The organism is Holdemania sp. (genome assembly GCF_986127675.1).
This window is the reverse complement of sequence record NZ_CFQZWI010000012.1, coordinates 18909-34118: the sequence shown is the minus strand read 5'-3', so window position 1 is coordinate 34118 and position 15210 is coordinate 18909. Positions and strand designations below refer to the sequence as shown.

Genomic DNA, 15210 nt, shown 5'->3' with positions numbered 1-15210 from the left:
CTACCACTCGATCTCCTGAATCGGCTTCGGATGCTCGTTGACTTCAATCGAGCGGATCTTGCCGCTTTTAACGCGGATGACTTTGTCGCCCATCGGCGTCAGGGCCAGGTTGTGCGTGATGACGATGACGGTCATCTGCTGCTCGCGGCAGGTGTCCTGCAAAAGCTTCAGGATTGCCTTGCCGGTTTGATAATCCAGCGCGCCGGTCGGTTCGTCGCACAACAACAGCTTCGGATTTTTCGCCAGCGCCCGGGCGATCGCCACCCGCTGCTGCTCGCCGCCGGAAAGCTGGGAGGGAAAATTGTTGCGCCGCTCCCGCAGGCCGACCGCCTCGATCGTCTGATCGACGTCCAGCGGATTCTTGCAGATCTGCACGGCCAGCTCAACGTTCTCACGAGCGGTTAAATTCTGCACCAGATTGTAAAACTGGAAGACAAAACCAATGTCGTAGCGCCGGTAGGTCGTCAGCTGGCGGGCATCCATCTTGGACACTTCCTCGCCGTCGACTAGAATCTCGCCGCTGGTGCAGGTATCCATACCGCCCAGAATATTCAAAATCGTGCTCTTGCCCGCACCGGAAGCACCGGCAATCACGACAAATTCACCTTTTTTAATCTGGAAACTGACGCCGTCCAGCGCCGGAATCTCCACTTCCCCCATCTTATACACTTTCCGGACGTCCCGGAACTCAATAAACTCGCTCATTGTTGATCTCCTTTCGCAGCCGGACTGAACATGCTCAAAAACAAACCGAAGTAAATCCGCAGCACCTCGCAAAGCTGGTTTTGATCCAGTTCGCCAGCTTGGGAAAAGACTTCGCGCACGCCTTGAAACAACGACGCGGAAAACATCCGGCACAGCGCGTGAAACTCAGCGTCCCGGTTCAATGGGAACAGCGCCCACTCTTTAGCCAGCACTTCCAATAAGGAAACAAGCCAGCTTGAAATCTGTTCGCTCAGATCGCTGTGCAGCATTAAAATCCGCATCTCCTGCGGCATCCGCACCGACAGCTCAGCCAGATCCAAAGCCAGCCGGTCAATTTTCGGCCGCAGCTCGCTGATGGATAAACCGACCGCCGTATTGGTCTGGTTCAGCGAAATCCGATCATCCGTCAAACTGCGCACCAACTGATCCAGCTGTGTCAGCGCCGGCGAGGTGATCGCCTGAATAAGCTGATCCTTGCTTTCAAAATAGCGGTATAAATTGCCGACCGTCATCTTGGCCTGCGCGGCGATCCGGCGCATCGAAGCATCCCGATAGCCATATTGCAGCAGCTCCTGTTTGGCGGCTTCCAGAATTTTATCCCGCTGGATTTCTTTCAATACCTGCGCCATAGTAAACCTCCGTTCATTATTCCAGTTACTAATAATATACGGTTGTTCACTGGCTTTGTCAATCGTTTAAAAATAGACAGATCTTCCCGGGTGTCCAAATTCAAAATTTTCTGAAATTTTGATCCTGACCCTTTTAGTTTATGCTCCTTGTTTTAGTCCAGATCGCCGATTCTGTCCCGACTTATTTTTTTAAATCGCCCCCGGTATTGCTCAGCACCGGCTTGTTTAAGCCAATGAATAAGACAGAGGACTCGCCTTATTCAAAATCCGGATTTCAGACTTCCTTCATCCTTAGAAACGTTTAAATGAAAAATCCCGCGGGATGCTTCATCCTGCGGGAGATCTTCTTTCCCTGATTCTAGAACGTTAAATCAAGCTTGCAAAATGATTCTTGCGAACAGGCGGCTCTGCGTTTCGCGCCCCTTCAGCATCGGACCATCCGGTTTATTCGCCCGCGAACTGACTGTTGTAGAGCTGACTGTAAAAGCCGCCCTGCTTCAATAATTCGTGATGGCTGCCCTGTTCCAGAATCTGACCGTGATTCATCACAAGAATCCGATCGGCCTGTTCGATCGTCGACAAGCGGTGAGCGACGATGAAGCTTGTGCGGCCCTGCATCATCTGATCGAACGCCGACTGCACCAACAGCTCCGTCCGGGTATCAATCGAACTGGTCGCTTCATCTAAAATCAGGATTTGCGGATCGCAAAGCAGCACCCGCGCGATACACAGCAGCTGTTTCTGTCCCTGCGACAGCGAAACAGTTTCATCCAGCAGCGTATCATAGCCCTGCGGCAGCTGATGGATAAAGTAATCAAGATGCGCCTGCCGGGCGGCCTTCTCCACATCCGCAAGCGAAGCGTCAGGCCGGCCGTAAGCGATGTTCTCACGGATTGTGCCGCGGAAGATCCAGGAGTCCTGCAGCACCATCCCAAAATGGGCGCGCAGCTCATGGCGGCTGAGCGTGCGGGTGTCCACGCCGTCCAGCCGGATCACCCCGCCGCCAATCTCGTAGAAGCGCATCAACAAGTTGATCAACGTCGTCTTGCCGCAGCCGGTCGGGCCGACGATCGCAATTTTCTGACCCGGCTTGACCGTGAGATTGAAATCCTCGATCAGCGGCTCGTTTGCCTGATAACGAAACGACACATGCTCCAGCCGCAGCTCGCCGCGGCCCTGTTTTCCTGACCCCTGATCTGCCTGATCGCTTTCCTGCGGCTGATCAAGCAGATGGAAAACCCGCTCGCAGCTGCTTAAGGAGGCCTGCAGCTCGGTAACGACGCCGCTGATTTCATTAAACGGCTTGGTATATTGCGAAGCGTAGCTTAAAAACGAAGTCAGCTGACCGACGCTCATGCCGCCGCCCAGCGCCGTCAGGGCTCCGATGATGCCGACGGCGGCATAGGCCAGATTGTTGACGAACCGCGTGCACGGATTGGTCAGGGAAGAAATGAACTGCACCTGCGTGCCAACCTGGTTAAGCCGCTGATTGATTTCATCAAAGGCCGCTTCCGAAACTGCCTGCTGATTGTAGGCCGCGACCAGGCTCTGTCCGTTGACCCGTTCCTCGGCAAATCCGGACAGCTCGCCCTTGATCCGCGCCTGCTGCTTAAACAAGCGCGAGCTGCGGGAAGCGATGAATGAAGCGACGCCAAAGGACAGCGGCGTGATGAGCACGACGGCCAGCGTGATTCCCGGATGGATCGAAAGCATGAAGCCCAGCGTGCCGACAATCGTGATCACGCCGGTAAACAGCTGTGTGAAGCCTTGCAGAAGACCGTCGGAGATCACGTCGATATCGTTGACCAGCGTGTTCATAAAATCTCCCTGCTGCGTTTTATCCAGCGTCGCCAGAGGCAGCGCGTGAAACTGCGCGAAGCATTGCATGCGCAGATCCCGGATCGTCCGGTAGCAGCAGACATTGGTGCAGCAGGTCATCAACAGCTGAAAGAGCGCGGCCAGAATCACAACGGCCGCCAGCGCGGTCAGTGTCTGAGTGACCCGGATAAAATCAACCTGCCCCGCCGCTACGATCGCATCGACCGCCTGACCGATGATCACCGGCGCGCTCAGCGTCATCGCAACCTGCAGCAGCGCGAAGACCAGCGCCATTGCCAAAAGCAAGCTATAAGGTTTTACATAGCGCAGTAAGCGCCGCAATAAAGCTGACTGACTCATCGTTGATCCTCCCTCGTCTGTGAACGGACGATTTCCTGATACACCGCACAGGTGTCCAGCAATTCTTCATGCGTCCCCTGGCCGACCAGCCGGCCCTGATCCATCACCAGAATGAAATCCGCGTGCCGGATCGAGGCGATCCGCTGAGATACGATCAGCACCGCGGGACTGCCCTCAATCTTTTTTAACGACTGCCGCAGCCGGGCGTCGGTTTGATAATCAAGCGCGCTGGTGCTGTCGTCCAGCACTAACAGAGATGGCCGGCCCACGAGCGCGCGGGCAATGCACAACCGCTGCCGCTGACCGCCGGAACAATTTTTGCCCCCCTGTACCAGCAGCGTATCCAGTCCCTGCGGCATAGCTTCGACAAAATCTCTGGCCTGCGCCAGCGTCAGCGCCTGCCATAACGCCGCGTCATCGGCGTCTTGATTGCCCCAGCGAAGATTCTCGCGGATCGTCCCGGAAAACAGCACCGCCTTCTGCGGCACAATCCGGATCTGACGGCGCAGGTCCGCTAATGAAAATTCCCTCAGCGGCACTCCACCCAGCCGGATCTCGCCCGCTGTCGGATCGATCAGCCGTGGCAGAAGCTGCACGATTGTGCTTTTGCCGCAGCCCGTTCCGCCGATCAGTCCGACGGTCTGGCGCGGCTGAATTGTAAAGCTGATCTGTTCGATCGCGCTTTCCCCTTCGCTGTAACCAAAGCTGACCTTATCCATCTCCAGCACAGCATCCTTATCCTTTGACAGTTCCGTGATTCCGCCAATGATCGCCGGCTCTGTTTTCAAGACCGCTTCAATCCGGCCGGCTGAGGCGGCGGCTTTCGTGAAGATTACAAACAAATTGGCCAGAACGACCAAGGCCAGAAACATCTGCGTCATGTAATTGACCAGCGCAACCAGGTTGCCCTGACTCAAAGCGCCGCCGTTGACTTGAAAGCTGCCGCAGTAAAGCAGCGCGACAATACCCAAATTGATGACAATCTGCGTCGCCGGGTTAAACAAACCGCTGATCCAGCCGACGCGCATCGACGCTTGATAGCTCGCCTGGGCAGCTTCGTCAAACCGATGCGTTTCCAACCGCTGCCGCGAGAATGCGCGGATGACGCGCTGACCTTCGAGGTTCTCCTGCGTAATCTGCGAAATCCGGTCCAGCTGCCGCTGCACAGCTCTGAAAAAATGCGAGGAACACGTCATCAATACCCCCAAAACCAAAGCGATCACTACGATCGCCGCCAGAAAGATCAGCGCCATCGTCCGATCGATCACCATCGCCATCGTCAACGACCCCAGCACCAGAAACGGCGCCCGGATCGCCAGCCGGATCAACATCGCGACGGCCTGCTGGACCTGATTGACGTCGTTGGTTAAACGCGTGATCAGCGACGAAGAAGAAAACTGACTGACCTGCTGGGCCGAGAATAAATTGATCTGATGATACACAGCCCGCCGCAGCTCCGTGCCCATCCCCTGCGAACACCGTGCCGCAAAATACTGACACGTCAGGGAACAGGCGATGCCGACCAGTGCGAAGCCGACGATCACCCCACCCTGGCGCAATATATAAGCCAGATCTTTCTGCGCGATGCCAACGTCGATGATCCGGGCCATCACCAACGGCACCAACAATTCAAAAATTGCTTCCGCCAGCTTGAACAACGGGCCGAACACAAGTTCTTTTTTAAAATATCGGAAATACGAAACAATCGTTTTCATACAAACTTCTTCCTTTCAGACTTCACTTATTATACCAGCGCCCTTGATATAGAAAAAATATTGGTTTACTATATAAACTATACTTAAATCATATAGGAGGATCACGATGGAACTGCGTCAGCTCGAATATTATGTCGCTGTTGTCCAGCATGGCAGCATCTTACAGGCCGCTTCCGCGCTGAACTTATCCCAGCCGCCGCTCAGCGTGGCGATGAAGCAGCTGGAACAGGAGCTCGGAACGCCGCTGTTTTTCCGCGGAGCACGGCGGATCCAACTCACCGCGGCCGGCGAGCGCTTTTATCAGCGGGCCCTGGACATTCTCAGCCTGACGGAAGACACGCGCCGGGAGATCACCGGCTATGCCCAGGGACAGGGGGGCGTCCTGCGCCTGGGCGCGGTCTCCTCCTCTGCCGCTTCCTTATTATATCCAAGACTTTTCCGTTTCGCTGCACGGCATCCGAAAATGCGATATCAGATCGACGAAGGCAATACGTTTGAACAGTTGAACAAACTGGCGGCAGGCCTGATTGAAGCCGCGATCGTGCGCACGCCCTTTTACGACGCTTCGGTTCACGTCCTGGAGCTGGACGCCGATCCGCTGGCCGTCGTCGTCCGGCGGGAAACGGATCAATTTCCAGACGATCAGATCACAATCCGGCAGTTAAAGGATCAGCCGCTGGTTTATTACCGCCGCTTCGCGGCCCTGTTAGCGGAGGAATGCGAAAAGGAAGGCTTCACGCCTTCCCCGCTTTGTCTTAATGACGATGCCCGGACTTCGATCCAATGGGCGCAGGCCGGACTGGGCACGGCTATCGTGCCCTATTCCTCCGCCGGCTTCATTGATCTGACGCAGATGTCCGTCAAGCCGATCGCCTGCGAACGGCTGGTCACCAAAACGTGTCTGATCTGGTCGAAAAAGCGGCCGCTTTCCGCCGCGACCGCGTTGTTTCTGGATTTTCTCCGTCAGGATTCCAAGGTTGACGTATAGATCGCCTGGATATCGCGCAGGATTTCCGGATGCCGGAATTCCCGGTAATACACCATGTTGATTTCACGCACCATCGTCATGTTTTCAATCGGCAGCGTCACCAGCTTTTTCTTCTGCACCTCACTGCGGCAGGCATTTTTCGAGATGATCGTAACGCCCATGTTGGAAGCGACGAGTTCTTTGATCACGACGACGCTGTCGATCTCCATGATCACGTTGAAATCATGGATGCTTAAATTTTGTGAGATCAGATGACTTTCAAACAGACTGCGGGTACCGGCGCTGGAGGAACGCAGAATGAAGTTTTCATTCCGCAGCTCGCTCAGCGATACACTTTGCTTTTTGGCCAGCGGATGATTGACCGAAACGGCTACGCACAGCGAATCGGTGTCCAGCAGGATGGAAGTGAAATGCGGGGCGGTGATATTGCCCTCGATGATCGCCAGATCCGCCTCGTACATTTTGAGTTTATTATAAATATTATTTATGTTATCCGTAATAATATTAATATGAACGTTAGGATGCTCGTTGCAGTATTTCGCAAATAAATGCGGTACGATGTTGTTCTGGGCGGTCGGCGTGATGGCCAGCGTCAGGCTTTTCACCTGGCTGCGGACGTCGCTTAACGCCTGGCGCAGATTCTCGGAAAGCGCGTAAGCCCGCCGTGCATACTTGATCAGCACCTCGCCTTCCGGGGTCGGAACCAGCTGACGGCGGTTTTTATAAAAAATCTTAATGCCGAATTCCTCCTCCAGCAGTTTGATGTGATGGGTGATCGCCGGCTGCGTTAAAGCCAGCTGTTTCGCCGTTTTGGTATAATTGCCGCATTCCACTAACGCCAGCAATGTTTTAATCTTGGGATCAATCATCAGGTCATCCTCCTATTATTAAATATATTTATAATATACAAAATATTCATAATTTGATTTTATCCTCTTTGATCCATATAATCAAGTAGGAAACGACAAGGGGGAATTCAAACGATGTTAAGTTCATTTAATTTACAGCCCAATTCCGAGCTGGGGCTGTGTCTGGCGATTATTTTGTTAAGCGGGTTTCTGTTAACCCGGATCACAAAGCTGCTGAAGCTGCCCAATGTGACAGCTTATATTTTGACCGGCGTGCTGTTAGGGCCGTTCTGCTTCAACGTGATCCCGACGGAAATCATCAACAGCCTCGGTTTTGTCACCGACGTGGCGCTGGGCTTTATCGCTTTCGGCGTCGGCCGCTACTTTCTGTTTCATGAGTTGAAGCGCAACGGCATCAATATCCTGATCCTGACGTGCTGCGAAGCGTTGATCGCCGCGGTGGTCATCATCTTCGTGATGGTTGTGATCTTCCGCCAGCCGCTGGCCTTTGCGCTCTTGTTGGGGGCGATCGGATCGGCGACCGCGCCGGCTTCCACAATCATGACGATCCGGCAGTATCAGGCCAAGGGCGATTTCGTCAATTTAATCCTGCAGGTCGTCGCGCTGGACGATGCGGTATCCATTCTTGCCTTCAGCGTCTGCGCGGCGATCGCGGAAGCGCTGGTTCAGCACTCGGCGATGAATCTGATGGTGTTTATCGAGCCGGTCTTAACCAACGGTTTAGCGGTGGTCATGGGCATCGGCTGCGGTCTGATCATGCATAAGATGATTACGGAAAAACGTTCCGACGATAACCGTCTGATCATCGCGGTGTCGATGATCTTAATTATGAGCGCGCTGTGCACCGCGCTGGATGTTTCGCCGCTGTTGTGCTGCATGGCGATGGGCGCGGCTTATCTGAATTTATCCAAGGATATTCAGCTGTTTGATCAGGTCAGCAGCTTCACCCCGCCGATCATGACGATCTTCTTCGTCGTCAGCGGCATGAATCTGAATATTCCGGCGCTGCGCTATGTCGGCTTGATCGGTCTGGGGTTCTTCTTCTTCCGCATTGTCGGCAAGCTGATCGGTTCGTGGATCGGTTGTTCCCTGATCCAGGCGCCGGCCACAACGCGAAATAATTTCGGTCTGGCACTGGTGCCGTCAGCCGGCGTCGCGATCGGTTTAGCGGCTCTGGGCCAGCGGATCTTGCCTGGCGAATATGGAACGTTGTTGTCCACGGTCATCCTGTCGACGGCGATTCTGTATGAAATCATCGGTCCGCTGTGCGCGAAGACCTCGTTAATCTTATCCGGTTCCATTCCCAAAGAAAATCTGCATCCTGCCCATCACAAGCATTCTCATCAGGCCGCGGTCTGACTCTCTTAACCAGAAACGAGTGGAAACGTCTGGGGTTATCCCCTTCGCTTCCACCCGTTTTCTTTTGCCTTGTTTTCAGCGCCCTCTTCCGTGAAAAATACAACCCTCGCAATCGGGTGGCACCAATCGAATCAGACAGAAAGCATAAAAAAACAGCGTCGTGAAACGCTGTCTTCATCCTTACTTTCTCAGGCCCAAGCGCTGAATCAGATCACGGTAACGGTTGATATCCGTGTCGCGCAGATAAGCTAAGAACTTTCTTCTGCGGCCGACCATCATCATCAGACCCCGTGTGGAATGGTAATCCTTCTTGTGTTCCTTTAAATGTTCTGTCAGACGGTTGATCTGCGCTGTCAGAACGGCAACCTGAACCTCAACGGAACCGGTATCGCCTTCAAAACGAGCGTATTCTTTAATGATCGCGGTCTTTTCTGCTTTACTTAACATGTGTTTTCCTCCTATATCGTTAAGACCTGATGGACCGAGCGTGCCGACGGAGTCATCGTGCATCCCAGTTCAACAGCGTGTTAATCATAGCATAAACATCCCCTGCTTGACAAGTCTTATTTTCATCTGATCCTGCTTTATGAAGCGGTTTAGGAGCCAGAGGGCGCAGTCAGGACACAGGGAGCAATGCTTGTGTTTTGCCCCCGGATGAAGGTATAATAGGACAAGAGGTGATACGATGAGTAAAATTGCATGGATCGGAACCGGGGTCATGGGTAAGTCTATGGTTTCCCATTTATTGAATCAGGGCGATGAGGTCACCGTCTACAACCGGACGGCCGCCAAAGCGGAAGCATTAAAGGAAAAAGGCGCGCAGGTCGCTTATTCCGTGGCCGAGGCCGTCAAGGATGCGGACTTGATCTTCACGATCGTCGGTTTCCCGAAAGATGTCGAAGAAGTTTATGATGAAATCTTCAAAGCGGCCAAGCCGGGGGCCATTGCGGTCGATATGACGACGTCCTCCCCTTCGCTGGCGGTGAAGCTTCATCAACAGGGAAAAGAGCATCAGATCCGCGTATTGGACGCGCCGGTTTCCGGCGGCGACAGCGGCGCGGCGGCGGGCACGTTGTCGATCATGGTCGGCGGTGAGGAAGCAGATTTTAACGCCTGCCTGCCGTATTTCAACAAGATGGGCAAATCCGTGCTGCGGATGGGACCGGCAGGCTGCGGCCAGCATACCAAAATGGCGAATCAGATCGCAATCGCCGGCACGGTCAGCGCAGTGGCGGAAGCGATCGTTTATGCCAAGGCGAACGGTCTGGATCCGGAAAAACTGCTCGGCGCCATCAGCAAGGGCGCAGCCGGCAGCTGGCAGATGAGCAACAACGGCGTCAAGATGCTGCAGGAAGATTATAATCCGGGCTTCTTCATCAAGCATTTCATCAAGGATATGCGGCTGGCTAAGGAAGCGGCAAAAGCGCAGAACGTGGAGCTGCCGGTGCTGGAAATCGTGCTTTCCATGTACGAACAGATGCAGGATGAGGGCGAGGGCGATCTGGGTACTCAGGCCATCATCAAGCATTACGAAAAATAGCTTCTTTTCGACCTTCGGATGTTTCCGGAGGTTTTTTTAATGGATCATCTTGACCTCAATGGAAAAGAAGTTTCTTAATCCAGAAACTCCTCCAGTACCGTATTTAGAAGCGCCATGCCGGCTTCGGTCGGCATCAGGCGGTTCTCCGTCATTCTGAGCCAGCCCTGCCTGATTCCTTTCTGCACCGCATCCGGGTAGACCTCGCTCAGCGGCAACCCGAACTTCTGTTCAAAGTCAGCCAGCGATAACCCCCATGCGGTGCGCAGATTCATCATCACCATTTCGAACATCTGATCCCGCCGCGACAGTTCGATCGTTTCCCCGATCCAGTTTCCTTTAAAATATTCCTGAAAATTGCACGTGTTGTCATAACGAAAAGAACTCAGCTTCCCGCTGGCGCCCAACCCGACGCCGTAAAAATCGTCATAATTCCAATAATGCAGATTATGCCGCGACGCATAGCCCGGTTTCGCAAAATTGGATATTTCATAATGTTGATAGCCGGCCGCAGTTAAAACCCGGACCGCTTCAAAATACATGCTGGCTTCGGTGTCCTCGTCCAATGGCCGCTGACCCGTCCGGCCGAATTCGCTGTGTTCCTCAATCGTCAGCGCATACAGCGAGCAATGCGGAATGTTCAGCGACAGGACGTCCTGGAGTGTTTTTTTCCATTGTGCCCTCGTCTGATGCGGAAGGCTGTAGATCAGATCGCAGGAAATATTCGTCAAGCCGGCCTGCTGAAGCAGCCGCACTGCCTGACGCGCCTGAGCGAACGTATGCCGCCGGCCGATCTGCTTCAGAATTTCATCATCGCAGGATTGCAGGCCGAGCGATATCCGGTTGATCCCGCCCTTCAGCAAAATTTCGATCAGTTCCGCGTTGATCGCTTCCGGATTGGCTTCGATCGTGACCTCTGCCGCCCCTTGCAGATAAGGCTGAAGCAAGTCCAGCAGCCGCCGCAGCTGATCGGGCGATAATGCGGTCGGCGTGCCCCCGCCGATGTAGACTGTTTCCATGCCTTGGCAGGGCACCCGTTCTTCCAGTTCCCTGGCCAGCTGCTTCAAATACTGATCAGCCAGTCCGGTATGGTAGCGCACGCGGGTGAAATCGCAGTACGCGCAGATTCCCTGACAAAAGGGAATGTGAACATACAGCGCGCGATTCTCAAAGGTAGCGGCGGCGCACATCGGCAAACTTCTCCCGGATGACTTCCTCTGCGTCCCATCCCTGATCAATGCAGATCGACATCGCGTACATCAAAACGTCGGCGACCTCGCTTTTCACGGCGTCCCAGTCCGGTGTTTCTTCGGTCTGAATAAAGCATTCCAGCAGTTCCCCGGCTTCGGCAAAGACCGACTTGGCTAAAATCGCCGGCGTGTCGGTTTGATCCCAGCCGCAGTCAATCCGCAGCTGTTGGATTTCATCTGATATTGCCATAACTCTCCCCTGACCTTTCTTCGCTCATTCCTATTTTTAAACCCATCAACCAAAAAAACAGGCGGGGCGCTGAAACCTGTGAAAGGATGATCCAATCGCTGAGGTTCACCTGCCGCCGGCCTGTTTTTATTTATCGTCGTCCATCGACAGGACAGCCATGAACGCTTCCTGCGGAGTGTGATTTTTATTTACATACAGGCAATTTTTTTATGAAGCTTATAAACTATATCAAAAAAAAGAAAAAAGATCAATTTACAGATATTTTTCTAAAAACTGTGCAAAGAAAACCTATGAAATAAGAATTTTGAATCAAAAGTTAATGATTGCTGGTATTTCATGTTTTGTTATAATGTTTAATCCAAAATCAAAAACATATAATTTATCTATAGCATGAATATAGATTTTTGAAAATTTACACTCATATTCATTCATAATTTTATTGATATCATTCATAATATCTGTAAACATATCTTCATTGCCCGCTAATTCACAATATATAAACAAGTCATTTTCTTTGAATTTTCTATATCCATCTCCATTCAATTTATTAAGTTTGTTTTGCACTCTTTCTTTTAATACACTTATATCTTTGTTGATTAATCTCCCACAATATCCATCATCACCTTTATAACATAATATTCCATTATCTAATGCATCTTTTGTTTCTTCGTCCCATCCTACGTTTTTCATTTCATTAAATCTTTTATCTTTGTCTTTATTTTCTTTCTCCCAGTATTTGACTGCTAATGACCAAAGCTTCATATCTTTTTCCCGAATTGCTTGAACAACCTCGATTCCTATATCGTGAGTCTTCGATTGCAAATCTGGTCTATCCAATTTCTCAAATTTACAATTTTTCAATTCTGGAAAAACGGATTCTAGTATTCTGATTGCTTCTTTCTCGTCTTCGTGGTTTCGCATAAACATCCTCCATTATTGTATTATACCAAAAAAAGCCCCACCCTCCGCGAAGGAAGGTGGGGTATTTGTTATTTTTCTTCTAATTGTTTAATTCTGTTGTCATGATCAGCAAGCTGCAGATCATGCTCAGTCAGCCGTTCATCCTGAGCTTCATTGTGTTCCCAGATCCGGCGATGGCTGGCAGAATTCTTTTCTGTAAAATCGCTGAACTCTTTTTCCAGCCGTTCCGCAACCGCAGTCAGTTTTGTGATCGCCGTGTTTAACTTAATCATCGGAGTTGCCAGTGAAATAAACAAAGTAACAAGCGTGGCAAGCACGCCAACAATGGCCCATTCGTTCATGAAGCTACTCCTTCGGCTTGTCCTGCTTAGCGAAATAAAAGGTTACGATCATCGTAACCAGTGGAACAAACTGCTCAGCAGAGACCATCCTGCGAAAAAAGCCGGCTACCATTGCAGCCACCATGATGATGGAGATGATCGACTTTAAATCGACCAACTTGGAGATACGTTTCTTAATGTCTTCCATTTTAATTTCCTCCTCTAGTCCTTCAGGACTTCAATTCCGTAATCGATTGCACAGTCATGTTCAATCCTGCATCCCCGGGCATCTTGCCACCCCCGCGCAAAGTAGGCGCAATCTGCATCCGCAAGCATCCATAATGATTTAGCTAGGTATTGCAATGGTTTTGAGCACTCCCCAAAATCATCAAAGTAGGTATCCAAGACTTCGTGATCTCCGATCATGTTCCGGATTTCTTCGATGATTCGTTTACGTTCTGTAAGGATTTCAGTTTCGGTTTTACCGCGCATCGGCTGGCTGATAAATACTTTTTTCATTGTTTTCCCCCTTATTCAAAGTAATTTTTGTCATACGCAAACCATAAACCGTAGTCAGTCAAACACCACGGCTCTGCGGCAGATGTATATTGGTTTTTACCCTTGTTTTGGATATCCACGACCTTGACTTTTTCGCCAGGCTGCAGGTAGTCCACTACCGCCCCGGATGGCGCCGATGATCTCAACGGGTAGCCTTCAGACGTGCTTGCTTTAATGCACTTAAAGATCATCGTCTGATCTTCTGGAATTGCAGGGTCTTCCGGTTCGGGCTTGATTTCTTTTTTAGGGACAAATACAAGGCAATTTGGTAATGCTCTTTCTTCATCTCTTGCCCCGGCAATCACGATTCCTTTTTCAACAATTTCAGCGCTTCCGCCGCTATCATCGCGGAACGCATACTGCATATTCAAAGACATTGCAAAATCGCGCATTTCGTCTGGTGTGACTGATTCTTTTGATACGACCATATAAGCGACGTTTGACCAGTCCACAAACAAACAGGAAAGGATCGTCTTCTTTGTCCTAATTCCTGCGCCATCCGGGATTGAATACTCATTTGAATAAGCCCCACCAGCAACCAAGACCATGCCAGTTGAATAGCGCAGTTCAACTTCATCCGATCTGTACTGATACGGTCCGAAGTTTCCGAATTTCCAAGTGCCGTCTTTCAGTTTAACAACATCGATGTACTTCTGCTCCGTTGGTACAGCTTCGTCGTAAATGTCACTGATCTCACTTCCGCCCACTTGCCCGCGATCTTTTCCATCCATAACAAAATAAGAAAGATTCTTTGCAAAGTTCGGCTTTTCTCCATTGCTCCTGAACGTGGACAGTTTAGCCAACGCCGGATGCTTCAAGCTCCAAATAGCAACGTCTTCACTTTCAGCTTGCTTAACGACGGTGTAAGTCTTTCCGTTGTGTCTTACGGTCTGTTTTCCTTCTTTAATTTCCACTTTTTCATCCTCCTTCCGCGACGTCCTACGCCACGGATAACTGTCTTTATAGTCATTTGTTTTGACGATCTGAACGTCATCCGGCACAAACAAAACGTCGTAGATGTGTTGCTTGCCACCGGTTGATAACATGCTATAGTTGCCATTGCCGACATCATACCAGTAAGCGCCTGTCAGATGCCCGCGGGCAAATACGGCGTGGACGTGTGAAGCGAACTTACCGTCTATCCACGAACCTCTGCCGCCTTCGCGGTAAAAGGCTTCGCCTTGCTTGATCACCGCACCTGTATAACAATTCGGAAGCATATCAGCGTCATTGCAATGCGCAAAGCGGCCGCAGACGTAATCCGTAAAAGTCGGCGTTTCAACTTTTTCAAGCGATTCAAAAAAGACGGTATTCGCCGCCTTATCAATCTTTTTTACTTTTAAATCAAAAGGAGCATAGATTAAATCCTTGTCCACATCGTGCCCGCCAAAGTCAAGCGCATAAGTGCCCTTGTGCGTTGTGTAGTCTTCCCCGGCCGTACATCGGAGAACTTTCATGAAAAAAAGTGCTTTTTGCACTTTATCCCTCCTTTTTGTTTACGATATCGGTTCAAGCCATTTAACGATACTTAATGTATTTGTTCCGCTGGCATTAGTCGTATGGCATCCGTAGTATGTATGTTTTTGAATCTCTGTTATCCCTCCATAAGCCATCTCAAGATCATAAAACAAAGTCATTCCATCACGGGAAGCGCCAACGATGTTTCCTTTCCCATAAGCGAATGGTTCGTCGGATAACCCTAAATATACAGGCCAATCAGAATTTGTATTGGCATGGGTGAGCTTAAGAGTTAACGGGATAATTCCATCGGGAATTGCCCCGCTCAATGTTTGATTGTTCGATTGTGAAAGCTTCCCAGTTTCGCCTTTTTTTACTTGATACCCTGGATATTCACCGGCAGAAATGCCGGCGATTTTTTCAGCATACCGCGTGAAAGGCACATCCGCCATGTCAACACCCTTATCAATCAAGGCTTGTTTGATTCCAGACTTGACTTGATTAAGCTGCGTAAGTTGATCTGCTATAGACAC

Annotated in this window: 17 protein-coding genes; 3 read left to right on the top strand and 14 right to left on the bottom strand. The window is 51.1% G+C overall.

All coding sequences use genetic code 11. The annotated features are described in order from the left end of the window. The 4 genes from AC5OW4_RS03765 to AC5OW4_RS03750 all read right to left on the bottom strand — a co-directional run bounded on the left by AC5OW4_RS03765 (position 1) and on the right by AC5OW4_RS03750 (position 5227). The gene (locus AC5OW4_RS03765) at positions 1–705 is read right to left on the bottom strand and encodes an ABC transporter ATP-binding protein (protein WP_072683453.1); all 705 of its coding nucleotides are present in this window, start codon (positions 703–705) and stop codon (positions 1–3) included. Then, complete coding sequence (locus tag AC5OW4_RS03760; protein WP_493676680.1) at positions 702–1334, bottom strand: TetR/AcrR family transcriptional regulator; 633 nt, start codon at positions 1332–1334, stop codon at positions 702–704. The genes AC5OW4_RS03765 and AC5OW4_RS03760 overlap by 4 nt, the downstream gene beginning before the upstream one ends. A gap of 444 nt (positions 1335–1778) precedes the next feature. Continuing rightward, complete coding sequence (locus AC5OW4_RS03755; protein WP_195548425.1) at positions 1779–3512, bottom strand: ABC transporter ATP-binding protein; 1734 nt, start codon at positions 3510–3512, stop codon at positions 1779–1781. Further along, positions 3509–5227: an ABC transporter ATP-binding protein gene (locus AC5OW4_RS03750; RefSeq protein WP_195548424.1), complete on the bottom strand. Its 1719-nt coding sequence runs from the start codon at positions 5225–5227 to the stop codon at positions 3509–3511. The genes AC5OW4_RS03755 and AC5OW4_RS03750 overlap by 4 nt, the downstream gene beginning before the upstream one ends. A 106-nt stretch (positions 5228–5333) precedes the next feature. On the opposite strand from AC5OW4_RS03750, the gene AC5OW4_RS03745 reads away from it, so the two are divergent. Further along, entirely contained in the window at positions 5334–6215 is an 882-nt protein-coding gene (locus AC5OW4_RS03745; protein WP_072683457.1) for a LysR family transcriptional regulator, read from the top strand. Here AC5OW4_RS03745 and AC5OW4_RS03740 read toward each other — a convergent pair. Continuing rightward, positions 6191–7084, bottom strand: coding sequence for a LysR family transcriptional regulator (locus AC5OW4_RS03740; RefSeq protein WP_072683458.1), 894 nt, complete (start codon positions 7082–7084; stop codon positions 6191–6193). The genes AC5OW4_RS03745 and AC5OW4_RS03740 overlap by 25 nt on opposite strands. A 114-nt stretch (positions 7085–7198) precedes the next feature. Here AC5OW4_RS03740 and AC5OW4_RS03735 point away from each other — a divergent pair, with 114 nt between their 5' ends. Further along, a complete protein-coding gene (locus tag AC5OW4_RS03735) occupies positions 7199–8443 on the top strand; it encodes a cation:proton antiporter (RefSeq protein ID WP_493676678.1) in 1245 nt (414 codons plus the stop codon). A 180-nt stretch (positions 8444–8623) separates the two neighbouring features. Here the strand turns inward: AC5OW4_RS03735 and rpsO are convergent, their stop codons facing one another. Next, positions 8624–8890 (bottom strand): 30S ribosomal protein S15, encoded by a 267-nt coding sequence (gene rpsO / locus AC5OW4_RS03730; RefSeq protein ID WP_072683460.1) that lies wholly within the window; start codon positions 8888–8890, stop codon positions 8624–8626. A gap of 238 nt (positions 8891–9128) precedes the next feature. Between rpsO and AC5OW4_RS03725 the strand changes: the two genes are divergently transcribed. Further along, complete coding sequence (locus tag AC5OW4_RS03725; protein ID WP_195548422.1) at positions 9129–9983, top strand: NAD(P)-dependent oxidoreductase; 855 nt, start codon at positions 9129–9131, stop codon at positions 9981–9983. A 74-nt stretch (positions 9984–10057) separates the two neighbouring features. On the opposite strand, the gene hemW is transcribed toward AC5OW4_RS03725, so the two are convergent. The 8 genes from hemW to AC5OW4_RS03685 form a co-directional block, all read right to left on the bottom strand. Continuing rightward, complete coding sequence (gene hemW, locus AC5OW4_RS03720) at positions 10058–11170, bottom strand: radical SAM family heme chaperone HemW (RefSeq protein WP_493676677.1); 1113 nt, start codon at positions 11168–11170, stop codon at positions 10058–10060. Further along, complete coding sequence (locus tag AC5OW4_RS03715) at positions 11148–11420, bottom strand: MazG nucleotide pyrophosphohydrolase domain-containing protein (protein WP_006060237.1); 273 nt, start codon at positions 11418–11420, stop codon at positions 11148–11150. The genes hemW and AC5OW4_RS03715 overlap by 23 nt, the downstream gene beginning before the upstream one ends. Before the next feature lie 309 nt (positions 11421–11729). Continuing rightward, positions 11730–12341, bottom strand: a complete 612-nt coding sequence (locus AC5OW4_RS03710; RefSeq protein WP_195397316.1) for a hypothetical protein — start codon at positions 12339–12341, stop codon at positions 11730–11732. A 68-nt stretch (positions 12342–12409) separates the two neighbouring features. Continuing rightward, a complete protein-coding gene (locus tag AC5OW4_RS03705; RefSeq protein WP_195397317.1) occupies positions 12410–12682 on the bottom strand; it encodes a hypothetical protein in 273 nt (90 codons plus the stop codon). A 4-nt stretch (positions 12683–12686) separates the two neighbouring features. Further along, positions 12687–12869, bottom strand: coding sequence for a hypothetical protein (locus AC5OW4_RS03700; RefSeq protein WP_195397318.1), 183 nt, complete (start codon positions 12867–12869; stop codon positions 12687–12689). A gap of 14 nt (positions 12870–12883) precedes the next feature. After that, a complete protein-coding gene (locus tag AC5OW4_RS03695; protein WP_493676676.1) occupies positions 12884–13180 on the bottom strand; it encodes a DUF4406 domain-containing protein in 297 nt (98 codons plus the stop codon). Positions 13181–13191: 11 nt separating this feature from the next. Then, complete coding sequence (locus AC5OW4_RS03690) at positions 13192–14697, bottom strand: hypothetical protein (RefSeq protein ID WP_493676675.1); 1506 nt, start codon at positions 14695–14697, stop codon at positions 13192–13194. 18 nt (positions 14698–14715) lie between these two features. Beyond that, on the bottom strand, positions 14716–15210 hold the full coding sequence (locus AC5OW4_RS03685) for a hypothetical protein (protein WP_493676674.1): 495 nt from the start codon (positions 15208–15210) through the stop codon (positions 14716–14718).